The sequence below is a fragment of the Corallococcus macrosporus DSM 14697 genome, from assembly GCF_002305895.1.
GTDB classification, from domain to species: domain Bacteria; phylum Myxococcota; class Myxococcia; order Myxococcales; family Myxococcaceae; genus Myxococcus; species Myxococcus macrosporus.
Genome location: NZ_CP022203.1, coordinates 8,698,543 through 8,723,038 on the forward strand (window position 1 = coordinate 8,698,543; position 24,496 = coordinate 8,723,038).

A 24,496-nucleotide genomic window follows, 5' to 3' on the forward strand; every position below is an offset into this window, starting at 1 on the left:
CACTTCCGAGGGAAACCCGCTCCAGAGTCTACGTCGACGGCGTGTGTTCGAGTGAGGGGTGAACCGACCTGCCGCGTCAGCAGTCCGTCCTGACTCAGAGCCGACCTGCCTCTGACGTGTCAGCCCCTACCCGTAGGGTTCCCACACTCCATGACCTCCGTCTTCGACCTCATCCTGCGCAGGCTGGTGCAAGGGCACCCCGACCAACTGCTCGCGCTCCTCTTCGGGGCGCAGACGCCGTCCTTCATCCGGGTGGCGGACTCCAGCCTTCCGCAATCCGAGCGGCGCGCGGACGCGGTCCTGGTGGTGGAAGCCCATGGCGTGCGCTTCGCCGTGGACGTCGAACTCCAGGCGCAGGCGGACCCCCACTTCGCGGAGCGACTGCTGGACTACACCGTCCGCATCCACCGCCGGGAGAAGTTGCCCGTACTGCCTGTCGCCATCTACCTCGTGCCAGAGGCCGAGGGCACACCACCACCCTACGGCTTCGAGTGCGCCGGGATGCGCGTCCTCACCTTCGACTTCCAGGTGATACGCCTCTGGGAGGTGGACTACCGCCAGCCCGCCTTGCAGGCAGCCACGGCCCTGCTTCCCCTCTCTGTCCTGGAATCGAACGCAGGCCCCGAGCGAATCGCCTGGGCGGAGTCCCGCATCCAGCAGGCCCCGAGCCTTTCGTCGGAGGAACGCCTAGACTTACTGGTGGTACTCGGCACGCTGGCGTCCCGCCGGTTCGGGCAGGACAGGCTCAGTCGGCACTTGAGGCACATCATGATTGATTCACCGTTCTGGGATGAGCTGCGCGCACAGGAGAGGGCACGGACTGAGGTCCACGAACGCGTCGAGACGCTGTTGATCTTCGCCAACGCACGAGGCATTCCCCAGCCGCCCGATGCCGAGGCGCGCCTCTCCCAACTCGACGCCTCGGCCCTGAAAGCCCTCGTCACCAAGGCGCTCACCACCCCGGACACCGCGGCCACCGAGCTGCGCGCCCTCCTCACGGCGCCGAAGCACTGACCGCGCCCCCTACTCCTTCACCGCCCCCGCCGTCAGCCCGGACACAATCCGCCGCTGGAACAGCACGGTCAGCGCCACCAGGGGCAGCGTGGCCACCACGGAGGCCGCGGCAATCTCGCCCCACGGCTCGCGGTACTCGCTGGCGAACAGGCTGATGGCCACCGGCACGGTGCGCTTCTCCGGCGTGGAGAGGAACGTCAGCGCGTACAGGAACTCGTTCCACGCGAAGATGAAGACCAGAATCGCCGTCGTCGCCAGCCCGGGCGCGGCCAGGGGCAGCAGCACCTGACGGAAGGCCTGGAACGGCGTGCAGCCATCCACGCGCGCGGCGCGGTAGAGCTCGTCGGGCAGCGCCCGGAAGAACGACGTCAGCACCCACAGCGTCAACGGCAGGGCGAACGTCGCATACGGCAAGGCCAATCCCACCAGGCTGTCTCGCAGGCCCACCGCGCGCAGAATCAGGTACAGCGGGCTCACCGTGGCAATCGGCGGGAACATGCTCACCGCCAGCGCCGCGCTCAGCAGCAGGCCCTTGCCTCGGAACTCCAGCTTCGCCAGGGCGAACGCAGCGGCGGCCCCCACCGTGAGACAGAAGCCCGTGGTCAGCGCCGCCACCACCAGCGAGTTCAACACCACGCGCAGGAAGGGCCGGCCCCAGAGCACGCTCGCGTAGTTCTCCAGCGTCAGGCGCGAGGGCCACGGCCGGGTCAGCTCGCCATCCGGCCACAGGCTCGTCAACACCTGCCAGCAGAAGGGCCCCAGGAAGAAGGTCAGGAACGCGACCACCGCCAGCGCGGTCCCCAGCCCAGGCCGCTGCCTCATCGCGCCGCCTCCTCACGGCCGAGCAGCCGCAGCCACACCGCCGCCAGCACCACCACGCACAGGAAGGTCGCCACCGACAACGTGCTCCCGTACCCGAAGTCCCCCGAGCGCATCAGCGTCTTGTACGCGTAGATGCTCAGCGTCTCCGTCGTGTTCGCCGGCCCGCCCTCCGTCAGCACGTAGATGGCGTCGAACACCCGGAACGCATCCAGCGAACGGAACAGCAACGCCAGCAGCAGCGCCGGCTTGAGCAGCGGGAGCGTTATCGACACGAACACGCGCCACGGTGACGCCCCGTCCACCCGCGCCGCCTTGTACAGGTCCTCGGGGATGCCCTGCAGGCCCGCGAGCACCAGCAGCGCCACGAAGGGCGTCGTCTTCCACACGTCCACCAGGATGGCCGCGTGCAGCGCGTACCCCGGGGCCCCCAGCCAGTTGATGTCCTGCCCGGGCAGCAGCCGGTTGATGACGCCGTACTCCGGGTTGAACATCCACGCCCACAGCCGCGCGCTCACCACGGTGGGAATGGCCCACGGCACCAACACCGACGCCCGCAGCAGCCCCCTGCCAGGGAACGCCTTCTGGAGCAGCAACGCCAGCGGCACCGCGAGCAGCAGCTCCACCGTCACCGCCACCGCCGTGAAGTACGCTGTGTTCCCCAGCGCCGCCCAGAAGCGCGAGTCCCCCAGCAGGTACGCGTAGTTCGCAAGCCCCGTGAAGCGCCGCTCGCCGAAGACGAGGATGAAGCGGTGCAGGCTCAGCCACACCGCCGCCAGGATGGGGTACAGCGCCACGCCCCCCAGCACCAGCACCGCCGGCGCCACCAGCAGGTACGCCTGCCGCCGCTCCCGCTCCAGCGAGCCCCGGGGACTCATGGCCGCGCCTCCCACGGAGAAACCGCCCTCACCAGCAACAGGCACACCTGCCGCCGCTCCCGCGAGCCCCGCGGACGTAGGACCGCGCCGCCCACCGAGGGACCGCCCGCGTCCGCGAGCCGCACGCATCCAGGGCGCCACCGTGAACCGCCCATCCCCCCCGCCCTTCCTTGGAAACGGTGGCTCAAGCTCACGGCCCCTCCCCCGTCAGGTGGTCCACCTGCCGCTGCGCGCGCTTCAGCGCGACCTCCGGCGTGCGCAGGCCCGCCACAGCGGCGGAGAACTCGCTCTGGAGCACGTCCGAAATCAGGTTGTAGTACGGCGTCACCGGCCGGGGCCTCGCGCGCTCCACCAGGGGCAGCAGCCCGGCGATGAACGGCGCCTCTTCCCGCAGGCGCGCGTCCTGGTACACGGCGGGCCGCGGCGGGTTGCGCGCGTAGTGCAGCGCCAGCACCCGGTTGGCCTCCGGTGACGTGAGGTGCGCAATCAGCCGCGCCGCCAGCCTCCGCCGCTCCGGCGACACGTGCGCGTTCACCGCGAGCTGCCACCCGCCCAGCGCCCCCGAGCCCGGCTCGCCGCTCACCGTCGGCAGCGGGGCGATGCCCACGTTGCCGCGGATGGGCGAGCCCGGCTTCTGCGCCTCGCTCCACGCATACGGCCAGTTGCGCATGAACACCGCGCGCCCCTCCTGGAACACCCGCCGCGACTCCTCCTCGGCGAAGCCCGTCACCGTCGCCGGGGACACGCCGCGCTCAATCAGGCCCCGCAGGTACGCGAGCGCCTCGCGCGCGGGCGCGTCATCCAGCAGCACCCGCCCATCCTCCGACAGCGCCCGGCCGCCGTGCCCCCACAGCGCCTCGTACACGTTGCAGGACAGGCCCTCGTACTGCCGGCCCTGCCACACGTAGCCCTGGAGCCCGGGCGTCTTCGCCATCGCCTCGCGCGCGAAGCGCTCCAGCTCCGCGTAGGTGCGCGGCGCGCGCGGCACCAGGTCCGTGCGGTAGTAGAGCACCCCCACGTCCAGGTACCAGGGCACCGCGTACGTGCGGCCCTCCACCACCACGGCCTCCACCGGGCCGGGGAAGAAGTCCTCGCGCAGCCGCTCGGGCGGGAACTCCCTGGACAGGTCCGCAATCCACCCCGCCCGCGCGAACTCCGGCACCCAGACGACGTCCGCCACCAGCACGTCGAAGTCCCGGGCCCCGCCCTCCAGCGAGGTGAGGAAGAACTGGTGCGCCAGGTCGGAGGCGTTGGGCAGCGCCTCGGTGACGAGCTCCACCCCGGGATTTTCACGCTCGAAGCGTGCCAGCAGCTCGCGGAACGGCTCCGGCGGGCCCCACAGCGGCTGATACTTGAAGACCAGCCGCGTGCGCCCCTGGGCCTGCTCCGCCGCGTCCTGCCGCCGGCAGCCCCAGACGCCCAGCCCCAGGACGAGGCCCAGCGCGAGCACGATGGAGGAAACGCGTCTCATGCGCGGGCATGACTCCAGCCACACCCACCCCCGTCAAGCCCGGGAATCCAGGTCGGTCCGCACGTCAACATCCCGGAAGTCTGGTGCTCCTGGGTGAAAACACACTTTTCAGACATCCAGGCACGTCCGGCAAAGACAATCACGCCCGGTGAGTCATCATGAACCAAGGGAGAGCCACGATTCGCTTGGACGCTGTCTCAGCGGTATTCTCATCCAGGCAGGAACAACTGGAGGGGGAAGCGATGAAACAGCAGTCGCGGGATTGGCAGTGCGGTGCGCACCGGGCCCACTTCGAGGAGCCGGACACCCTGGTCGCCGAGTTCAGTGGCCCCATCAGCCTGGAAGAGGTGAAGGAGACGGTGGCGCTCTACCAGCAGACCGCCGCCGACCATGGCCAGTACTACCTCATCGCGGACATCGGCCGCTCGCAGCTCGAGGCGGCCGGGCGCCGGTACATGTCGGAGAAGGCCAGCTCCGACTGGTACCACGCCATCATCTACGTCGGCGCCGACATCGTCATGCAGACCTTCGTCAAGGCCATCGCCCTGGCGCTGCTCTTCACCGGCAAGTCCACCTTCGAAACGGTGTTCGTGAAGACGCAGGACGAGGCGCGCGCCTGGGTGGCCCAGCACCGGCTCCGCCTCAAGAGCAAAGCAGGCTAGTGGGTCAGGAATTCCCCGCCCAAATTGACAGGCATGTATCTCGCGCTATTCCCTGGTGGGCGTTATGCTCACCGGGGATTCTGGAGGGAGTGACATGCAGCAACTGGATTGGAAATTCGGCCCCCACTCGGTCCGCTATGAAGCACCCGACATCGTGCTGGCGACCTTCGTCGGTCCCATCGACCTGGACGAAATCAAGCGCGCGGTGGACGTGTACGGGGAGATTGCCCAGAAGTACGGGCCCTACTACCTGATCGCCGACATCGGGCAGTCCCAGCTCGGCGCGGAGCCGCGGCGCTACCTGTCGGAGAACGCCAAGGCGGACTGGTTCAAGGGCAGCGTCTACGTGGGCGCGGACGTGGTGCAGCAGACCTTCGGCAAGGTCATCGCGCTGGGCATGCTCTTCACCGGCAAGTCGCGCTTCGAGACGACCTTCGTGAAGGACCACGAGGAAGCGCGCGCCTGGGTCGCGCAGCATCGCCAGAAGCACAAGAAGAAGCTGGGCTGAGCACCCGCCCCATCCCCCCTGCCCTGGAGCGCCACCCGCCACGCCACCGGCGGGCACGCTCCAGGCGCGTCCGAGCGTCCTCCCCAGGGTACGCCCCGAGTGAAATCCCGCACACTCTCCGGCACTACACGCACATTTACTGGAATCAGCCGTCAAGACTGAAGACCAGTGAAAATGAAAAAGTGTGCCCTTACTGGCAATAAAGCCAGAATTCGTTGTATAGGCGGATTTGGGGAGTCCCACCCTGCCCGGTCTTTCCTCGCTGGCTCCCCGCACCCCTGAGCACCCGCCGCCTGTAGGGGCCTGGCCCCTTCATTGCCATTCCACCCGTTGCAGACGAACCGCGTGCCGGGGGGCCGCGCTCGTCTGGCGAGCCACGCCATGCCTGTGTCCGCACAAAAGCAGGAAGAGACCGGAGTCCCCGCCCACGCGCAGGCGGGCCGCTGCCCTCACCTGGGCGCCCAGTACAACCCCTTCGCCGGCCCCCACGTGGAGGACCCACACGGCTTCTTCGAGAAGCTGCGCAAGGACGAGCCCGTCACGTTCAGCCCCATGCTGAACATGTGGCTGGTCAGCCGCTTCGAGGACATCTCCCAGGTGCTGAAGAGCCCGGCGCAGTACTCCAACCGGGACATGCTCGTCAGCGGCACGCACCTGACGGACGAGGCCAAGGCCGTGCTCGACCAGGGCTTCCCCACCGCGCACGTGCTGCTGGGCATGGACCCGCCGGAGCACACCCGGCTGCGCCGCCTGATGAACCGGGGCTTCACCGCGCAGCGCATCAACGGCATGGCGCCCTTCATCCGGGAGATGGCCTCCACCCTGGTGGACCGCTTCGCGAAGGAGGGGCAGGCGGACCTGGTGACGCAGTTGGCCTGGCCGCTGCCCGTCCACGTCATCCTCGGCGTCATGGGCGTGCCGCAGGAGGACGTCTGGAGAATCAAGCGCTGGAGCTCGGACTGGCAGCAGCTCGTCTTCGAGTACGTGGAGCCGGAGCGCCAGGTGGAGATGGCGAAGGGCGTCATCGAGTTCCAGCAGTACTGCATCCGCCTCATCGAGGACCGGAAGAAGAACCCCCGGGAGGACCTCACGAGCTACCTGGTGGCCGTGGAGAACGACGGCGAGGCGCTGAGCATGCACGAGCTGGTGATGGCCGTGGGCGCGTCCATGCTGTCGGCCGGCCACGAGTCCACCACCGCGCTGATGGCCAACGCCTGGAAGGTGGCCCTCCAGCACGGCCTGTGGCAGCGCCTGCGCGACCACCGGGAGCTGGTGCCGAAGTTCCTCGAGGAGTCCAGCCGCTACGACTCCGTCTCCCACGCCATGATTCGCACCGCGAAGGAGGACGTGGAGCTGAGCGGGGTGAAGATTCCCGCGGGCGCGCGCCTGCTGCTCCTCTTCGCCGCCGGCAGCCGGGACGAGTCCCTCTGCCCCCACGCCAACACGCTGGACCTGGACCGGGAGAAGGTGCCCCAGCACCTCACCTACGGCCGAGGCACCCACTTCTGCCTGGGCGCCCCCCTGGCCCGGCTCCAGTTCGAAATCACCACGAACGTCCTCCTGGACCGGCTGCCAGACCCGAAGCTCGTCCCCGGCCAGGACTTCGGCACCTGGCAGAGCCTGGTGCTGCGGCAGATGAAGCACCTGAAGGTGGAGTGGACCCCTACCTGAGCCCACCCCACCCCGGGATGAACCAGGGCCTGGCGACCGACACCGGTCTCCAGGCCCTCGTCATGTCCGGAGCCCGCGATTTCGGGCTCGAAGCGGACGATTTCCTACAAAGAAGGGTAGAAACCCACCCCACCTTGAGTGAATGGGCGGGACAAAAGCGACCCCCATGGGGTACAGGAGGACCCGAATCACCACGCTCACTCTGGAACGCGTGCATTCCAGAAAGAATTTTCTTGCCTCACCACCCATTTCCGCGAGAAAGAGTCCAGGAACACCCTGCTTCCGAGTAAAGCAGAAGGAGCCCCCCGACATGTACGCTCAAGTGGTGGATGAGGCCGACATTCAGTACGCGCACCGAGTGGACCGCAAGGCGCTGGCGGCCATCACCCGGGAGATGTCCAAGGTGAACAATGGTCGGGCGCTGTGGGCGCTCGCCTGCCAGTGGCTGGTCATCGTCGCGGCATTTGCCTTCGTCGTCCTCGTGGACCGCTGGTGGGCCTGGCCGCTGGCGGCGGTGCTCATCGCCACGCGGCAGCACGCCATGCTCGCGCTGATGCACGAGGCGGCGCACTACCACTTCCTGTCCAACCGCAAGGTGTCGGACGTGGTCAGCGACCTGCTCTGCGCCTTCCCGCTGAACATGACGACGGCGGGCTACCGGCACGAGCACATGCTGCACCACCGGTATGTGAATACGGACAAGGACCCGTACCTCGCCGGGCAGCTGGTGGACGCCTCCTGGCACTTCCCCCGCACGCCGATGCGCGCCACGGCCGTGTTCCTGGCGGACGCGCTGGGCCTGTACGCCCCCAACCACCTGAAGGTGGTGCTGCCCTGGACGTACTGGGGCCGCCTGGTGGGCCGCGCCCAGCCGCGCATCACCCCGATGGAGCACCTGCGCTACTGGCTGTACGTGGCCACGCTCGTCACGGTGCTGGTGACGACGGGCGCGTGGCTGCACTGGCTGCTGCTGTGGGTGATGCCGACGACGACGGTGATGATGGCCTTCTTCCGGATGCGCGCCCTGGGTGAGCACCCCATCGAGGAGAGCACCTCCGGTGACGAGACGCGCGAGACGCGCGACGTGCTGGGCACCGCGCTGGAGAACTTCTTCATCGCGCCGCTCAACGTGAACCTCCACCTCACCCACCACGCCTTCCCCTCCGTGCCCTTCTACAACCTGCCCGCCATGCACGAGCAGCTCGACAAGGCCGGCCTGCTGGAGGACGGGGTGAACCAGTTCGACACGTACCTGGGCAAGGAGAACAGCCTCATCCAGTACCTCACGCGTGAGCCGGAGGCCTCCGCCGCCGCGGCGGCCGCGTCCCAGCAGCCGCGCCTGGTCCAGCCGCTCCACTCGTGAGGAGCGCCGCGAGCCTGTGCGCCTCGCGCGGTGCCATCCAGGTGTAGCCGGGGGGCTCCACCCAGGATGGCCAGCGAGGCGTCAGGCCCGCGGTCAGAAGCGCCGCAGGGAGGACCAGGGGAAGGGCTTCCAGAAGGGCGTCACCACGTCCTCGCCCTCCAGCGGAAACCACGGCCCCAGCGCACCTTCCGCCGCCAGCACGTGGAAGTCCTGCGCGGGCATGAAGCCCTGCCCCAAGAGCGCCACCTTCTTCCCCGCCGCGCTGGCCGCCACGTCCAGCACCAGCACCACGTGGCCCGGGCTGCCGCCCAGCACGAAGAAGTCCCCGGGCCGCACGTCCTCGCGCGAGGGCCGCCCCTTGAGCGACGCCAGCGAGTGCGTGCCCGCGTAGGTGAAGACCAGGTCCAGCCACGCGCGGAAGCTGGCGCGCGAGGCATCCGGCGCCGCGCCGCGCACCCACGCCACCTTCGAGCCCGACACCCGCGCCCGGTCTCCCTCCGCGTACCGCGACCAGGTGGCCAGGTGCCCGCTGGTGAAGCGGTAGGCGAGCCGCTCCCGCTGCTTGCCAGCCCAGAGCCACTCCGCGTGGAGGCGGATGACGGAGTCCGCGCACTGCTGGAGGTTGGCCGTCCCCACGTCCAGCTCCACCACCGCCGCCAGCCGGCTGTCGCCCGCCGCCAGAATCGTCGCGCCCTGGTGGCTGAGCACCGGCGTGCCCTCCGGCCGCAGCGGAAGTCCGCGCAGCCAGGCGCCGAAGGAATCCTTCGTCACCCCGACGCGCGTGTAACCCTCGGGGGGTGGCAGCGCGGACGCGAGCCAGCGCACCCGGGCCTGGGGTGACAACCAGGAGTACCGGGCCCGCTCCTCCTTCGTGGGCGCCCGGGGCTGGCCCTCCTCGCTGGCCCGTCCCGGTACCGGCAGCAGCAGCAACGCCAACCCGAGGAGCGTCCAGCACACCCTCCACGCTTCGGGACGGCCAGCAGCGGACCAGGACGGGCGGGACGGGCGGGACGGGCGGGACGGGCGGGACGGGCGGGACGGGCGGAGCAGGCAATCGAACGTGGACACGCGGTGACAATCTCCCGGGAGCGAGGGGCGGCACGGCGGGTGGCGCCCCCGGTTGGAGGTTTGTCACGGCCCCGGGGTTCCCTCACGCCTCGACGCCCCCGGGGCCCAGGGGACGGGTCCACCGCTGAACGCTCGCGGTTCACCGGGCGTGCGCGTCTGGGAGCGAGCACTACCTTCAAACATATGCGCCGTCAGGCGAGCCTCGCGCTGCTCAACACCTTGTCGCTCACCCGGCTGCCCCTGGCGGTTGCGTTCATCGCCATGCCCGACGCGTGGGTCCGCGCGGGGCTGGTGATGCTGGCCGCCTTCACCGACTTCCTGGATGGCTGGATTGCCCGGCACAAGGGGCTGAGCACCCGGCTGGGCGCGCTCATCGACCCGGTGGCGGACCGCGCCTTCATGGTGACGGCCATCATCGTCTGCTACCTCGACGGGCTCATCAGCGGCGTGGCGGTGCTGCTGCTGGTGATACGGGACCTTGGCACCACCGTGGGCTTCTTCGTCGCCCGGCTGGCGCCGCGGCTGCGGCATGTCGAGCTGAAGGCCCGGAGGCTCGGCAAGGCCGTCACCTCGCTGCAACTGCTGACGCTGCTGTGCGTGCTGCTGTTTCCGCCCGCGGTGGCGCCCCTGGTGGCGCTCATCGGCGTGCTGTCGCTCGCGTCCGTGGTGGACTACTCCCGGGCGGTGCTGAAGGCCCGGGAGCGGGGCGCCGGGGCGCGGCGGATGAAGCCGGAGTCCGGCGCGGCGCCTCCGACCTCCTCGCTGCCCTCCGTGCGCAAGTAGCCCGGAGGCCCGCGCCTCACGGCTGCGCCGCCGAGTCCGCGGCCTGGGCTTCGGGCAGGCCCAGCACCCGGGCCCGCTCGGTGGCGATGGCGGAGCGCTCCCCTTCCGTCATCTCCATCCAGACTTCATCCATGTCGTCGAGCAGGCCGTCCTCCTCTTGTGAGTCGCCTTCGGGATGCCGGGCTCGGGCGAGCCGCAGCTTGTTCAGGAGTGCGCGGTAACGGTCGTAAGCGGACATGATGGGAACCTCCCCCTCGGGACGAGCATCGGGCGTGCGACTGACGAAGCCTGACTGGGCCGGACACCTCACTTTCCGGCTGGGGAGGGCGGGAGCACGGAAATCTCCGTCGTCCGTTCCTCACCCACCATGTCCACCACCGCGCGGACCTGGTCGCCAGGCTGGAGCTTGCGCAGGGCGATGTTGCGGCCGTCCTGGCGCACCCGCGTCTGGGAGTCCACGCGCAGCGTCAGCGGCGGGCCCTCTCCCACGGCGATGGCCACCTCCGTGTCGCCCACCGAGCGCACCACGCCCGTGTAGACGGCGTCCACCACGGCCGTCCCGGGAGGCGACGGCACGTTCGAGCCCGCGGGCGGCACGTCACTGCCGAGCCCCGCCGCGCCAGTGCCCCCCGTCCCCTCCTGCGCGCCCGGGTCCTCCTGGGCGGCCGTCTCCCGCTGAGGACTCACCACCCGGGCGCCTGGAGGAATGCCCGCGCCGCCCGTGCCCGCCAACTGTCCACGGAGCTGCGTCACGTCCTGCCGGAGCTGCAGCAGCTCGGCGCGGAGCTGGTCCACTTCCCGCTGGAGCGCCGCGGCGTCCGCTGAAGACAGGGCCTGTCCCGCTGGCGCCTGCTCCGGCCGCGCGGGCCCCTGCTGCGTGTCCTGCGCCGTGGCTTCGCCGCCACAGAGCAGTATCGACGCCCCCGCGAGGCCCAACACCCACAAGCTTGCTTTGCGCAGCATGAGGCCCTGACCTCCTTTCCGCATCAAAGGTGGGGATTGCCGGGTGACGGACAACCACCGGCCCGGCCGGGGTGCGCTGGGAGAACCACCGGCCGGGCGGGCAACGGGCTGCTCCCCTGGGAGCCCCCGCTTCATCGCGCGCCGGCGTCTCGGAAAGTCATCCGAAATACGCGCTGAAACTCCGGGCCGCCTCGCCTCACTCCTGGGCGCCGGGCCGGAATGAGCCTGGTCCGGTGGTGTCACGCGAAGAACGCGGCGCCACGGGTGTGTCCTTTTCAGGAGAACACCATGTCCAAGTCGTCTGTCTGGGTGAGTCTGGGTGTCGGGCTGGCGTTGGGTTTCGCGGGAGGGCGCGTGGCGCGGCCCACGGAGCTGGCCACGGGCACGGCCCACGCGGCCAACGTCGCGGCGAAGGCGCCAGCGCCAGGCGCGCGGCCTCGTCCGCCGATTTCGCCCACCGTCTACAAGGTCCCCGTGAACGGCTCCCCCACGGCGGGGCCGGAGGACGCGCTCGTCACGCTAGTGGAGTTCTCCGACTATGAATGCCCGTTCTGCGCGCGCGGCAACGGCACGGTGAAGCTGCTCCAGGAGCGCTATGGCCGCAACCTGCGCGTGGTGATGAAGCACCACCCGCTGGCCAACCACCCGCGCGCCCGGCCCGCCGCGCTGGCGGCGCTGGCCGCCGGTGAGCAGGGCAGGTTCTGGGAGATGCATGAGGCGCTCTTCGCCAACCCGCGCGCGCTGAGTGAAGCCGACCTGGAGCGCTACGCCATGAGCGTGGGCCTCGACGTCTCGCGCTGGAACCAGGACCGCGCGGACCCGAAGCTGGCGGAGCGCATCCGTCAGGACGAGGCCCTGGCGATGCAGTTGGGCGCCACGGGCACGCCGGCCTTCTACGTGAATGGCCGCCTCATCAGCGGCGCGCAGCCCCTGGAGGTCTTCACCGGCGTGGTGGATGAGGAGCTGAGCAAGGCGGAGGCCCTGGTGCGCACGGGCGTGCGGCCGTCGGAGGTGTACGCGCGCACCATCGCCGCCGGAAGGGAAAGCCCGCCCACGCAGCAGGCGATGCCCGCGGAGCCGGCCCTCCAGCAGGTGGACGTGGGCACCGCGCCGACCCGCGGCCCCGCCGACGCCCCGGTGACGGTCGTGGCCTTCTCCGACTTCGAGTGCCCGTTCTGCGCCCGCGTGGTGCCGACGATGAAGGCGCTGGAGGCGGCCTACCCTGGCAAGCTGCGCGTGGCCTTCAAGCACCAGCCCCTGGCGCGGCACCCGAACGCGAAGCTGGCGGCGGAGGCGGCCATGGAGGCGCACGCGCAGGGCCGGTTCTGGGAGTTCCACGACGTGCTCTTCGCCAACCAGCGCGACCTGGACCGGGCGTCGCTGGAGGGCTACGCGCGACAGGTGGGCCTGGACGTGGGCCGCTTCAACGCGGCGCTGGACTCGCGCAAGCATGACGCGCACGTGTCCGCGGACGTCGCGCAGGCCATGCGCGTGGGCGCGACAGGCACGCCCACGTTCTTCATCAACGGCCGTCCGGTGACGGGCGCCCGGCCGGTGGAGCACTTCCGCGCCATCATCGACGACGAGCTGCGGAAGGCGGCGCGGTAGCTCACGGCGCCGGGGGCGCGGTCTCCGAGACCGTGGCCTCCGGCTCCGGCGGCGGCCTCAACACGCCCACGTTCGTCACCTCGCGGGCGTTGACGTTGAACTCCACGTATCCATTGGACGTGTGCAGCACATGCTTCCCCGGCTTCAAGCCCGGCACGAAGATGCTGCCGTCCAGACGGGTGAAGTGCGACGCGCCCACCCACTCGTTGTTGACGGTGACCTCCTGCCGGTGGCCGAAGAGCTGCTCGCCCCTGAAGACCATCGTCCCGGCGACGGCGCCCGTCTCCTCCAGGTGGAGGTCGACGGAGACACGCGCGTCCTTCCCACCCCGGACGACAGCGCTGCCCGCGCGGCCATCCGCCGTCCACGCATAGATGCGCCCCGCCCCCACCCGAGGCTTCACCACGAATCCGGCGCCATCGAAGCGGACCTGCGCGTGGTCCGTCGGTGAGTTGCCACACCCTCGGCCCTTGGGTCCGGGCTTCTCCGCTCCAATCCAGACCCCGTCCGCCGGCGTGCCATCCGCGAGGAAGACGCGGCCGGAGACCTCGAACTCCCCAGGATCCAAGAAGGCCCATGGGAACACCCTCCCCTCTTCCTTCAACTCGGCGAAGGGAAACGCGATGACCGCCGGCACCTCGGGCGCCAGCGTCACGGCCTTGCTCCCGTACACAACCCGCCCGTTGCGCCGGCCCCGCATGGAGACGGAATGACGCCCCGACTCGGTGATGCCCGTGTAGGTGCCGTCCGGCTGGAGCGTGAGCGGGGTATTCGCGTGGACGTACTCCACCGCCTCCTCCGCCCCACGCTTGTGGCGCAGCACCGGCTTGACGGTGATGGGAACGAACGCGGCCAACTGGAAATCGAACCGCCGCACCTCGCCAGCGCTCAGCGCCGAGTCCAGGGAGCGGTCGAACGCCTCGCCCTGAGGCGTGAAGGGCGTGATGCTGACGTAGGAGCCCGGCGTCACGCCATCCAGCGTGTAGCGCCCCTGCGCATCCGTCGTGGACCCACTGGGCGTCATCTCCAGCAGCATGGGGTCCCCGGGCGCGACCAGCCGGACGCCCTCGGCGGGCGACCCGTCATGCCGGAGGACCTGTCCCTCCACGACAGCGCCCGGCGGCAGCTTCAGCTCCACGAAGAGCGTTCCTCCTGCCACCACGCCCACATCCCGCTCACAGGCTTCAGCGTGCCCGGCTCCGCGCGCGCAGACGGTCATCACGCCCGCTCCGGGCTCCAGGAAGGACGCCACGCCCGACGCGTCCGTCAGCGCCGATTCGTCAGGCACCCGCCCCCCTGTCCCCGTCTCGAAGAGACCTCGGATGAGCGAGACACGGGCGCCCGCCAGCGGCGCACCGGTGTCCTTGGACACGGCCCGAACGCGAATCCACTCCGCCGGGCCATCCATCGTCGGCGGCGGCAACGGGAGCGGCGGCAGCGAGGGGAGCCGCGCGAACTCCGGGAAGGGCACCTCCACGAGCACCGGCCGCGCCATCCGCTCCGCGCGCCACATGCCCAGGCCCCCGAGCACCGTCGCCATGGCGCTCAGGCCAACGCCCCAACGAAACCCGTGCATCATGGAACGGCCCCCCAGCTCCAGAGATGGAACCGGGAGGCTATCACTCCGGGTCCGGATGGCGAACCGCGCCCCCGTCACGGGAGACGCGGAGCAGCCTCACCCGGGAGCGCGCTCAGGAGCCGTAACCCGCGCTCTGGACGTCGATGAGGCGGCCGTTCTCGAACGTCACCACCTGCATCAGGCGGCGCGGCCCGAAGTTGTAGGTCCAGTCCTCGTACTCGCGGGTGACGGAGCGCCGCTCCGTGTTGACGCCCCCACGGTGCCTGTCCGGCGTCACCGAGCCCTGCGAGTCCGTCACCGTGCGGAAGTTCTTCGCCGTCGGCTCGCCACACTTCGCGATGACCTCCGTCTGGAGCGCCCCATCCGACACCAGCGCCCGGCCACAACGGAGCGAGGCCGCCTCCACCGCCACGGGGGCGCCCGCCATCGCCAGAGCCACTGCCAGTCCAAGAGCACGCATGGGTTGTCTCCTCTCCATTCAGGTCGATGCGCAGGGGCAGCCGCGGGGACGGAGCACGCTACGCGTAGGGGTTGTAGAACCTGGCGAACGTCGCCTTGGCGAAGTCGCCGAAAGTCATTCCCGGCTGGAACGCGCCCACCTTCTGCTCGGCGGGGTCCACGCCCTCGGGCGGGCGCAGGTGCCTGTCATTGTCCGGCTGCATGAACACCGCGAAGGTGGCGCGGGAGATGTTGCGGCTGGCCGGGTACGCCAGCGCCTGCACCGCGTGCGGCGTGGAGCGCAGCAGGCCGCCTGTGACAATCTGGGAGCTCTCGCCAATCTGGAACGCCAGGCTGTCCTTCGGGATGACGACCTTGCGCTCCTCGCCGGTCCGCGTGCGCACGTACAGGCCCGCCTCCGGGTCCGGCACCGGGATGTCCTTGCGCGCCGGCTCCTTCGCGCCGGGCTCGGCCTCGAAGTACATGGCCGGACAGAGCGCCGTGAGCGAACCATGGTCGCTGTGCCACCCGCACCACGAGTCGCGCGTGCGCGGCGTCGCGTCCTCGTTGATGGCGAAGTAGTAGAGCAGCCGCGCCTTGCACGCGCGCGACTCGCGAATCGTCTTCGCCAACGCCGCGTCCGGGGACAGGCGGCTGCCCAGCTTGGAGCGCACGTACGTGTCGCACTGCTCGGCGACCAGCACGCCCACGTCCACCATGCGCTGGCCCAGCGCCATGAAGGCGGGCCGCAGCTCCGGGAAGTCCGCCTCCGGCCACACGTTGGGGTGGTAGTTCTCCGGGTGCTTCTCGATGAGCGCCGCGTCGGTGTGCGGCACGTCATACTGGGGGTTGTTGTAGTAGGAGCCCTTGAACTCGTCGAACTGGCCGGGGCGCAGCAGCTCCTTGCCGTGGCTCCAGCCGAACGAATAGCTGCTGCGCTCGTGGACGTAGCGGTCCTTCACCTCGGTGGGCAGCGCGGCGAAGCGGAAGCCCAGGGGCAGCAGGTTGTCGCGCAGCTCGGCCAGCCCGGGGATGCCCTGGACGACGAGCAGGCCAATGCCGTCATGCCCGTAGGCGCGCTCGATGGCGGCGCTCAGGTCCGCGCCCGCCGCGAGCTGCGCATAATCGAGAAGAACCACTCCGTCCTTGGTGACCGTCACGTCGCTGCTCATCCCAGGTGCCTCGTGTCCGCTCCCCACGGCGCCACACCGGCATCCACGCCGGGCAGGGTGTGCACAGGCCACCCGTGACAAGGGAGACGGGGCCATACTGCCCGGTTTGGGCGCATGCGTGCCACCTGCGTCTCCCGGTGGCGGGCGGAAAGCCCCTGCTCCCCTCCTTGCTCCCGCGCCGTTGCCCCGGAGGACCGTCGCGCGCGGCGGCAGCCAGGACTCACGGCCCCCGCGATGGGAAGCCCGCTGTATACCGGAGAGGTCCGTACCGTCGGAGAGAGCATGGCGTGCAGCACCACCGACGCGGGCGCCTTCGAGATATTCATGGGCGCCCCCGTCCGCTCGACCTCACCCTGGACAACGCGACGCCGGTGCGCCTCGCGCCGAAGGCCGCTACTTCCGCGGCGTGACGGGTACTGGCGCAATCAGGGGCGCGGCGCGGCCAGGCCGGGGCACGAGGAAGAGCAACCGGCCCTTCTGCTTCATCATCCCCGCCGCCAGCTCCGCCTGCGGCCCCGCGCCCCAGAAGACGTCCACCCGCCCCGCGCCCCGGATGGCCCCGCCCGTGTCCTGGTTGAGCACGAAGCGCGCCAGCGGCTTCCACTGCACGGAGCCGTCCGCCATGCGCACGGGGCGCTCGGTGTGGATGAAGGCCAGCCCGCCCTTGGGGAACAGCCGCGCGTCCGTCGCGATGGAGCGCCCCGCCGTCACCGGCCGCCCGAGCGACCCCACCGACGCGGTGTCCAGGAAGCGGAAGAACACATAGGACTCGTTGTGCTCGAGCACCCGCGTGCGCTGCCGCGGGTTCGCCGCCAGCCAGGCGCGCAGCGCCTGCATCGACATCTGCTCCTTGGGGATGGCGCCCTCCTGGATGAGCAGCGAGCCGATGCTGCGATACGGCCGCCCGTTCGACGCGGCGTAGCCGACGCGGCGCCTGCTCCCGTCCGGAAGCAGCAACGAGCCGCTGCCCTGCACCTCCAGGAAGAAGAGCGCCACCGGGTCCCTGGCCCACGCCAGCTCCAGCTTCCGCCCGTTGAGCCGCCCCGCGCGGATGTCGCCGCGCGACCAGTACGGCACCACCTTGCGCCCCTCCAGCCGGCCCACGACGCGCTCTGACTTGAAGCGCTCCGCGAAGGACTCCAGCGGGACTTCAATCAAGTCGGACGGAGGCCCGAGGATGGGCACGTTGTACACGTCCGTCCGCGTCAGGCTCGCCTCGATGGTGGGCTCGTAGTAGCCGGTGAAGAGCACCTGGCCGTCCTCGCCTCCGGCGGCCTCCATCGGCTCGAAGTCCTCCAGGACCAGGGCCCACAGCGCCTCCGGGGTGAGGTCATCGCGCAGCCGCGCGTGCAGGCGCTCCAGGGCGGTCCGCAGCTCGGCGATGGTGACCTGCCGCGCCCCGTAGATGAAGCGCTGGTCGGACGGGCGGCGGCGCAGCCACACGAGGCTCTCCGCGACGGCGGTCCGCAGGGACGCGACGTCGCCGTCGTCCCGGGGCGCCATCTCGCGGGACAGGCCGACGAGCGCGTCCTCGGGCCGGGTGACGGGGGCGCGGGTGGGGCTGGGACAGGCCGAGGCGAGGAGCCCCAGCGCCGACAGCAGGAGGATTCGGAGGTGCCGCAGGTCCATGTGGCCCCTCTACCTATCGCACCTGCCCCGGAGGGCGAATGAAGACCGGCGCGAGCCAGGAGGAGCAGGCGGCCAGGCACCTGCGACCCGGTGCGCGGGCGCCCGCTCCCTCTCTGGCGGGTCCAGGGCGCTGTGGCGCTGAGGCAGCGGCCCTACGCCGAGGGCACGTTGGCGGACGACACCTGCTCGCGAGGCGGGAAGACCGCCTGCGCGGCGCCGGAGACCAGCGGGGATGCGTCCTGCTGAAGCCGGACCAGCCGCGCCAGCCGCTCCGGCGTCCAGCCCCGCCCCGGGGCCGCGTCGCGCACCAGGCACCACACCGCCACGCGCCGCGCCTCCGCGCTCCCGCTCACGGTGAGCCGGGCCTCCACGGCCTCCAAATCTCCCACGGGCAACGCGCCCACCACGGACTGGCACGCCTCGAGCGCGTCCGCGTGCAGATGGCCCGCCTCGCCCATGTGGGCCAGCCGCTCGGCCAGCTCCAACGGCGCCAGCGCCGCCGCGGCGCACCGCACACGCAGCGGCGACACGCGGCTGTCTCGGGAGAGGACCTGCTCGGCCGCGCGCGCCGCCAGCATGTAGCTGGCCCGGGACTTCACGTCGAGCGCCAGGAGCTGCTCCAGCGCCACCGTCAGCGCGCGCCGGTCCGGAACCACCGCGTCCAACATCCCCTCCATCCGCTCCAGGTCCTGCTCGTTGGAGCGGTAGAGCAGCGCCTGCATGGCGGCGCGCACCTCGTCATCATAGGGCGACGCCAGCCGCGCCCCACAGGCGGAGAGGAAGGTCCGCTCGACATCCCGCACGGCGAGCCACGCCGCGCGCTGGAGCAGGTCGATGCGCGCCTCCGGCTCGGGCCGTGCCAGCACCCGCCCGAGCAGCGCGGACAGCTTGCGGTCGGAGGCCTCGGTGAGCCGGTCCGCGGGGACGTCGCCCAGGCGCGCGGCCATCACCCAGTCGGTGTCGTCCACCGCGCGGGCGTAGACCGCCCAGGTGGGCTCGCGCTCCAGGTGGTCCCAGAGCGCGCGCAGCATGGCGATGCGCACGTCCCGGTGCAGGCGCATTCCATCCAGCGCCAGGAGCCGCTCGTAGGCGGCCTCCACGCGCAGCTCCCCCAGCAGGCGCACCACCTCCTTGGCGACGGTGACCTTGGTGAGCGGGACGCCGGCCAGCAGCGACAGCACGCGCCCGGGAGGCATGCCGCTGAAGGCGCGCCGCAACCCGTAGATGGCCACACGCGCGCGGGCATCCTCCAGGCAGTTCAGCAGCGTCGGCACACCCTGTCCCTGGTCGCACCGCGCCATGACCTGGATGGCCTTGTCCCGCACCACGGGCCGCGCGTCATCCGCCAGCGCGCACAGCCCGTCCATCGGGGCCCAGGTCAGCGCCGCGAGCGTCGCGACGCCCCAGAGCAGCGTCGGCGTGTCGCGGTCCGGGTCCGCGACCAGCCGCCCCACCGCGCTCGAGTACAGGGCGCACTGCTCCGACGTCCACCGGTAGAACCCCCGGGTGTCGAACGCCAGCAACCAGCCCGTCTTTCCCGTCGCGAAGTGGCCCTGGACCACGGGCGCGCTCAGATAGGGCGTCAGCAGCTCCTGCCGGTGGCGGTGAAGGTACGTGTGAACGACGGGGAAACAGATGACGCTGGCATCGGCCTTCAGCAACCGGGGCAGCAGCGCGTCAAAGGCCCGCCACGCCCGCGACCGGAGCACCGTCAAGGCGGAGTGTGACTCCTTCCCCAAGCGAAGCGCCACACGCTCCAGGCCGGAGATCAGCTCGGGGTGCAGCGGCCGCGCCGCCTCCTCCGAGTTGGCCAGCGCGATGATTTCGGAGAGCCAGCCCCGGTCATGGAAGCGCCGGACCATGGCGCCCACGGTGGACTCGAAGCCCGCGCGGTCATGCTGGGACTGCCACTGGGCCATCCCCAGCGCCAGCCCGGACCACGGCGTCTCATCGCGAAGGGACACGGCGAGCTCGGGCAGCCCCGGCACCAGGCGCACCCGGGCGCCCAGGCTGTTCATCAGCGCCAGCAGCGGGCCCCCACGCTCGCGCTGCGCCCAGCCCCGCGCGATGCCCAGGAGCTGGGGCGCGGCGGCGCGCACCTCGTCATCGGTGAGGAACTCCCCCAGGCGGGTATTGAAGAGCTGGCCGCGCTCCTTGAGCAGGGTGGAAAGCCACGTCGCGCCCCACTCGGGCGCCCTGGCGAAGGTGCGCAGCAGCAGCGCCTCCGCGAGCTCCGCGCTCCGGTAGGACAGGTCCGCCGCATCCAACGCGTCACGCAATATCCGGCCCACGGACTCGGTGTGCTCGCGGCGCCACACCCGGCGGGGCCACAGCACGAGCGCGCCCAGCATCGCCGCGCGCACCGGGTCCTGCTCGTTCTTGCGGGCCAGGACCAGCGGCAGGGCGCGGTCCACCAGGGACGGCTCGTCCGGGCGCAAGCCGGGAATGGCCAACAGCGAAGCCAGCGCCTCGCCACGCACGTTGCCCTCCGGGTGGCCCAGATAGGACTTGAGGGCCGCGTCCGCCTCGTCCCAGGACAGCAGCCGCGCGTACTCCATGCGCTGCAAGGGCCGGGTGCCCAGGGCGACGACCTCCTGGAGATGCCGGCGCGCCTCGCGCTCCCGCAGGTCGAAGGGCAGCGCGGTCAACGTGGCCAGGGGGATGACGCCCTCCGCGTTCCTCGCGGCCACGCTCCAGCGTGCGTAGACGCGCTCCCGCTCCTGGGTGTCGGCGACGAAGCGCAGCAACGGCGCGCCCCAGTCCGGCGCGACATCCACCGCGGCACACCACGCTTCGACCACGGCGCGGCGCGACGACTCGGAGAGCCGGGTCAGCAAGGTCCGGGCATCCCCCAGGGTGATGGGCGCGCGGCGGACCAGCCACAGGAGGGCGCGCTCGCTCAACCGCGACGCGGCGCGGGCGAACTGCTTCTCGAAGACAGGGGCGTGCGGGTGCCGCTGGAGCAGCGCCACGGCGGCCTCGGGCCGATGCAGCACCAGGTCGTGCCAGGCATTGGCATCCGGGTGGATGCGCCGGGAGAGCAGCAGCTCGAACAACGCCAGGGCCGCGTCGGGCGCCTGGTCGGCGATGCGCGGCAGGTACACCCGCAGGGACATGCGGGTCACGGGGTCGGGCTCGCCCGTCACGGCCTGCAATTGCGCGGCGAGCACCTCCGCGAGGATGCCGGGGGCGTCGTGCGCCAACCGGTTCCAGAAGCGCAGACTGGGCCGCGCCAGCGCACGGGGGAGGTGGCGGCGAATTCCCTCGGGGGTCGCCAGGGGAACGGCGTCGGCGAAGTCGGGCACGTCCGCGCTGGTGGCCAGCCCGTCCAGATACGCGTCGATGACGCCCCTGCGCTCGGCCCGCACCAGCCCCCGGAGGAGCCCCTCCTGTCGGCGTACGGCACGCGCCACCTTCAGCGCCTCCAGCGCCTGCGCGTCGTCACACGCCAGGGGCACCAGCAGGTAGGCCAGGGAACGGACACAGTTGGACGCGTCGGTGGTGGCGGAGAGCACCCGCCCTCCATCGCGCCAGCCGTACTGGGCGAAGAGCGCGAGCTGCCGCTCCTGGGCATCGCCCCGGGACAGCGCCCCCAGGACCTCGCGGACCTCGGGACTCGTTGGCGCCAGACGGCCCAGCTCGACCATCCTGCGAATGCGAGCATCGTAGTGGGTCGCGGACAGTTCGGCGCGCAGCTCGGAGAGACGGGGCTCGTGCATGGCCGCGGGAGACTTGCCGACGTGACCGGGACTGACAACTCCACCCCGGGGCGACGAGGCATCCCCCCAGAAAGATTGCTCGACACGCCTCACCTGAGCGTCTTGGCAGCCCGGGACGACCCGGATGGGCGACTCGGCGCGTATGACACGACGTCCCAGGATGCGGGCATGCTCGCGGCGCGCATGGAGCGCGGCCACGGACGGGATGCGTGGGAGCAAGCAGATGAATGGGTCATCCGCACGGCGGAGCAGGAAGCGCCCTGGATGGGCCCGGAGCTGCTCGCCCATGTCCAGGCCTTCTCCCCGGGCGCGCGCGTCTGGGTGCACACGTCGCTAGAGAGAAATAGCCCTTTCCTGCCTCGTGGGTCGGGTCCTCCCCGGTGAGGAACTGTTTGGAAATGTCGGGAGATTTCGCGGCGCAAAACCCCCGACATTCCCGAACAGCGAGCTCCGGGACCGGCTCCGCCCCCCGGCGCGAGGGCTCCGTCGGGGCGACACCACGGAGGGGTCGCCCACTGCGACGGCTCCTTCGCTCAGCGCAGCTGAGCCGCGCTATCAGATGAAGTAGTCGGGGAGCAGCTCCGCCCCGGGCACCATCTGGTACTTGTCGAAGTCCGTCACGCCCACGCCGCGCAGGACCTCCTCGTCGATGCAGAAGTTGCCGGTGAACTCGCGGCTGGGCTTGGTGAGGATGGCGTAGGCCGCGTCCGCCATGATCTCCGGCGTCCGGCAGCCGCGGATGGTCTCATCTCCGCCCAGCAGGTTCTGCACCGCCGCGGTGGCGATGACGGTGCGCGGCCAGATGGCGTTCACCGCGATGCCGTCCGAGCGCAGCTCCTCCGCCATGCCCAGCACGCACATGCTCATGCCGAACTTCGCCATGGTGTACGCGACGTGGGGCGCGAACCAGCGCGCCTCCATGTTGAGCGGCGGCGAGTTGTTGAGGATGTGCGGGTTGCTGGCCTTCTTCAGGTACGGGATGCACGCCTGCGAACACGCATACGTGCCGCGCGTGTTGATGCCGTGCATCAGGTCGAAGCGCTTCATCGGCGTCTCGAGCGTGCCCGTGAGGCTGATGGCGCTGGCGTTGTTCACCAGGATGTCGATGCCGCCGAAGGTCTCCACCGCCTTGGCCACGGCGGCGGCGATCTGCTGCTCGTCCCGGATGTCCACGACACAGGGCAGCGCCTTGCCACCCGCCTTCTCGATTTCCTCGGCCGCCGTGTAGATGGTGCCGGGGAGCTTCGGGTGCGGCTCCGTCGTCTTGGCGGCGACGATGATGTTGGCGCCATCCCGGGCAGCGCGGAGGGCAATGGCCTTGCCGATGCCACGGCTGGCACCGGAGATGAACAGCGTCTTTCCCTTGAGATTGGACATGGGGTGATTTCCTATCACGACACCTCCTCGGAGAAGGCGCGCTCGATGAGCATCTGCATCGGCGCGTGGGCCGGCAGCGTGCCGAACGTCTGGCCATGCGCGCCGCCCAGGCGGGACTCGCAGAAGGCGTCCGACACGGCGGTGTTGCCCGCGCGAATCAGCAGCGACGCCTGGAGCGCCAGCGCCAGCCCCTCCACGATGGTGCGTGAGCGAGCCTCCATCGAGTCCGTGTTGGCCAGCGCCTTGCCCAGCCGCGCGGTGGCCTCGTCGTACGCGGGGTGCCCGCCCTGCGCGGCCAGCAACTCCGCGAACAGGGCCTCCCGGCTGGCCGGCTCACGCGACGCCGCGCGCAGCACGTCCAGGCACTGGATGTTGCCGCTGCCCTCCCAGATGGAGTTGAGCGGCGCCTGCCGGTACAGGCGCGGCAGGTTCGTCTCCTCCACGTAGCCCGCGCCGCCCAGGCACTCCTGCGCCTCGTTGACGAAGGGCGGCGTGCGCTTGCACACCCAGTACTTCCCCACCGCCGTGGCGATGCGGCAGAACGCGGCCTCCTTCTCGTCCCGGGGCGTCGCGTCCACCGCGCGGGACACGCGCCCGGTGAGCGCCACGTGCGCCTCCAGCTCCAGCGCCAGGTCCGCGAGCACGTTGCGCATCAGCGGCTGGTCGCTGAGCCGCTTGCCAAACGCCACGCGGTGGCGCGTGTGGTGGATGGCCTGCACCAGCGCCTGCCGCATCTGCCCGCTGGAGCCAATCATGCAGTCCTGCCGCGTCAGCGCGACCATCTCCAGGATGGTGGGGACGCCGCGGCCCTCCGGGCCCACCATCACCGCGTAGGCGCCGTGCAGCTCCACCTCCGAGCTGGCGTTGCTCCAGTCGCCCAGCTTGTCCTTCAGCCGCTGGACGCGGATGGCGTTGAGCTCACCGTCCGGCGTGAAGCGCGGCATCAGGAAGCACGACAGGCCGCCCTCCGCGTGCGCCAGCACCAGCCAGGCGTCGCTCATGGGCGCGGAGAAGAACCACTTGTGGCCCACCAGCGCGTAGGGCTGCCCGGGCCCGCGGCCTTCACCCAGGCGGTGCGCCTTGGTGGTGTTGGTGCGCACGTCGGAGCCGCCCTGCTTCTCCGTCATGCCCATGCCCAGGGTGGCCCCCGTCTTCAGCGCGGCGGGGATGAAGCGGCTGTCATAGGCCGCCGAGCTCACGCGCGGCAGCCACTCCAGCGCCACCTCCGGCTGGTGCCGCAGCGCGGGCACGGAGGCGTACGTCATCGTCAGGGGACAGCTCGTGCCCTGGTCCGCCTGGTTGTGCAGGTAGAAGAGGCCCATGCGCGCCACGTGGGCGCCGGGCGTGCCCTCGTTGCGCCAGGCGAAGCCGGACACGCCGTGGGCCATGCCCAGCTCCATCAGCCGGTGGTACGCGGGGTGGAACTCCACCTCGTCGCGGCGGTTGCCATAGCGGTCGAAGGGCCGGAACCTGGGCTTGTTCTCGTTGGCCAGGAACGCGAGCTGCTGCATCTCCCCGCCCACCAGCACGCCGTACTTCGCCAGCGCGTCCTCCGCCCAGCCGCCACCCTCGCGGGCCACCACCTCGCGCAGCACGGTGTCCGTCTTCCACGCGTCGTACACGAGCGGCGGAGGCTGGTTCGTGACCTCGTGCGTGAGGAAACCGGCGGCGATGGCGTTGCGTTCAGTCATGGTGAAGGTCCTCCTGGGGACAGTGCCCGGTGCCATGGAATTACCGTGAACCGCCGCGGCAGGCCACCGAGACGCGGGGGCGG

General features: G+C 70.7%; 20 protein-coding genes. 7 read left to right on the forward strand and 13 right to left on the reverse strand.

Annotation, left to right across the window (positions count from 1 at the left end):
• Positions 1-150 precede the first annotated feature (150 nt).
• Positions 151-1,014 carry an RpnC/YadD family protein gene (locus tag MYMAC_RS35375; RefSeq protein WP_204817251.1) on the forward strand — a complete coding sequence of 288 codons (864 nt, stop codon included), beginning with the start codon at positions 151-153 and terminating at the stop codon, positions 1,012-1,014.
• Between the two features lie 9 nt (positions 1,015-1,023).
• Here MYMAC_RS35375 and MYMAC_RS35380 read toward each other — a convergent pair whose 3' ends face one another.
• From MYMAC_RS35380 to MYMAC_RS35390, 3 genes are all read right to left on the reverse strand, one after another.
• Positions 1,024-1,836 carry a carbohydrate ABC transporter permease gene (locus MYMAC_RS35380; protein ID WP_013937064.1) on the reverse strand — a complete coding sequence of 271 codons (813 nt, stop codon included), beginning with the start codon at positions 1,834-1,836 and terminating at the stop codon, positions 1,024-1,026.
• Positions 1,833-2,711, reverse strand: coding sequence for a carbohydrate ABC transporter permease (locus tag MYMAC_RS38495; protein WP_095961282.1), 879 nt, complete (start codon positions 2,709-2,711; stop codon positions 1,833-1,835). The genes MYMAC_RS35380 and MYMAC_RS38495 overlap by 4 nt, the downstream gene beginning before the upstream one ends.
• Positions 2,712-2,901: 190 nt before the next feature.
• Entirely contained in the window at positions 2,902-4,182 is a 1,281-nt protein-coding gene (locus tag MYMAC_RS35390) for an ABC transporter substrate-binding protein (protein ID WP_095961283.1), read from the reverse strand.
• A 242-nt stretch (positions 4,183-4,424) separates the two neighbouring features.
• On the opposite strand from MYMAC_RS35390, the gene MYMAC_RS35395 reads away from it, so the two are divergent.
• The 4 genes from MYMAC_RS35395 (at position 4,425) to MYMAC_RS35410 (ending at position 8,386) form a co-directional block, all read left to right on the forward strand.
• Positions 4,425-4,844 carry a SpoIIAA family protein gene (locus MYMAC_RS35395; RefSeq protein ID WP_013937061.1) on the forward strand — a complete coding sequence of 140 codons (420 nt, stop codon included), beginning with the start codon at positions 4,425-4,427 and terminating at the stop codon, positions 4,842-4,844.
• A gap of 94 nt (positions 4,845-4,938) precedes the next feature.
• Positions 4,939-5,352 carry an STAS/SEC14 domain-containing protein gene (locus MYMAC_RS35400; RefSeq protein ID WP_204817253.1) on the forward strand — a complete coding sequence of 138 codons (414 nt, stop codon included), beginning with the start codon at positions 4,939-4,941 and terminating at the stop codon, positions 5,350-5,352.
• A gap of 381 nt (positions 5,353-5,733) precedes the next feature.
• Positions 5,734-7,023, forward strand: a complete 1,290-nt coding sequence (locus MYMAC_RS35405) for a cytochrome P450 (protein WP_095961285.1) — start codon at positions 5,734-5,736, stop codon at positions 7,021-7,023.
• 310 nt (positions 7,024-7,333) lie between these two features.
• On the forward strand, positions 7,334-8,386 hold the full coding sequence (locus MYMAC_RS35410; RefSeq protein ID WP_013937058.1) for a fatty acid desaturase family protein: 1,053 nt from the start codon (positions 7,334-7,336) through the stop codon (positions 8,384-8,386).
• A 93-nt stretch (positions 8,387-8,479) separates the two neighbouring features.
• On the opposite strand, the gene MYMAC_RS35415 is transcribed toward MYMAC_RS35410, so the two are convergent.
• The gene (locus MYMAC_RS35415; protein WP_204817256.1) at positions 8,480-9,343 is read right to left on the reverse strand and encodes a DUF4846 domain-containing protein; all 864 of its coding nucleotides are present in this window, start codon (positions 9,341-9,343) and stop codon (positions 8,480-8,482) included.
• A 294-nt stretch (positions 9,344-9,637) separates the two neighbouring features.
• Here MYMAC_RS35415 and MYMAC_RS35420 point away from each other — a divergent pair, with 294 nt between their 5' ends.
• On the forward strand, positions 9,638-10,237 hold the full coding sequence (locus MYMAC_RS35420; RefSeq protein ID WP_013937056.1) for a CDP-alcohol phosphatidyltransferase family protein: 600 nt from the start codon (positions 9,638-9,640) through the stop codon (positions 10,235-10,237).
• 16 nt (positions 10,238-10,253) lie between these two features.
• On the opposite strand, the gene MYMAC_RS35425 is transcribed toward MYMAC_RS35420, so the two are convergent.
• On the reverse strand, positions 10,254-10,475 hold the full coding sequence (locus MYMAC_RS35425) for a hypothetical protein (RefSeq protein WP_013937055.1): 222 nt from the start codon (positions 10,473-10,475) through the stop codon (positions 10,254-10,256).
• Between the two features lie 68 nt (positions 10,476-10,543).
• A complete protein-coding gene (locus MYMAC_RS35430; RefSeq protein WP_095961286.1) occupies positions 10,544-11,200 on the reverse strand; it encodes a hypothetical protein in 657 nt (218 codons plus the stop codon).
• A 288-nt stretch (positions 11,201-11,488) separates the two neighbouring features.
• Between MYMAC_RS35430 and MYMAC_RS35435 the strand changes: the two genes are divergently transcribed.
• Positions 11,489-12,808, forward strand: a complete 1,320-nt coding sequence (locus MYMAC_RS35435; protein WP_095961287.1) for a DsbA family protein — start codon at positions 11,489-11,491, stop codon at positions 12,806-12,808.
• A gap of 1 nt (position 12,809) precedes the next feature.
• On the opposite strand, the gene MYMAC_RS35440 is transcribed toward MYMAC_RS35435, so the two are convergent.
• The 7 genes from MYMAC_RS35440 to MYMAC_RS35480 all read right to left on the reverse strand — a co-directional run bounded on the left by MYMAC_RS35440 (position 12,810) and on the right by MYMAC_RS35480 (position 24,413).
• On the reverse strand, positions 12,810-14,387 hold the full coding sequence (locus tag MYMAC_RS35440) for a carboxypeptidase-like regulatory domain-containing protein (RefSeq protein ID WP_095961288.1): 1,578 nt from the start codon (positions 14,385-14,387) through the stop codon (positions 12,810-12,812).
• A gap of 112 nt (positions 14,388-14,499) precedes the next feature.
• A complete protein-coding gene (locus MYMAC_RS35445) occupies positions 14,500-14,865 on the reverse strand; it encodes a DUF2845 domain-containing protein (RefSeq protein WP_095961289.1) in 366 nt (121 codons plus the stop codon).
• Positions 14,866-14,905: 40 nt separating this feature from the next.
• A complete protein-coding gene (locus MYMAC_RS35450) occupies positions 14,906-15,997 on the reverse strand; it encodes a 2-oxoglutarate and iron-dependent oxygenase domain-containing protein (RefSeq protein ID WP_095961290.1) in 1,092 nt (363 codons plus the stop codon).
• A 393-nt stretch (positions 15,998-16,390) separates the two neighbouring features.
• Positions 16,391-17,626: a murein transglycosylase A gene (gene mltA / locus MYMAC_RS35460; RefSeq protein ID WP_095961291.1), complete on the reverse strand. Its 1,236-nt coding sequence runs from the start codon at positions 17,624-17,626 to the stop codon at positions 16,391-16,393.
• 152 nt (positions 17,627-17,778) lie between these two features.
• Positions 17,779-21,345 (reverse strand): hypothetical protein, encoded by a 3,567-nt coding sequence (locus MYMAC_RS35465; RefSeq protein ID WP_239989220.1) that lies wholly within the window; start codon positions 21,343-21,345, stop codon positions 17,779-17,781.
• 555 nt (positions 21,346-21,900) lie between these two features.
• A complete protein-coding gene (locus MYMAC_RS35475) occupies positions 21,901-22,722 on the reverse strand; it encodes an SDR family oxidoreductase (protein WP_095961293.1) in 822 nt (273 codons plus the stop codon).
• Positions 22,723-22,736: 14 nt separating this feature from the next.
• Positions 22,737-24,413, reverse strand: a complete 1,677-nt coding sequence (locus MYMAC_RS35480; protein ID WP_095961294.1) for an acyl-CoA dehydrogenase family protein — start codon at positions 24,411-24,413, stop codon at positions 22,737-22,739.
• Between the last annotated feature and the right edge of the window lie 83 nt (positions 24,414-24,496).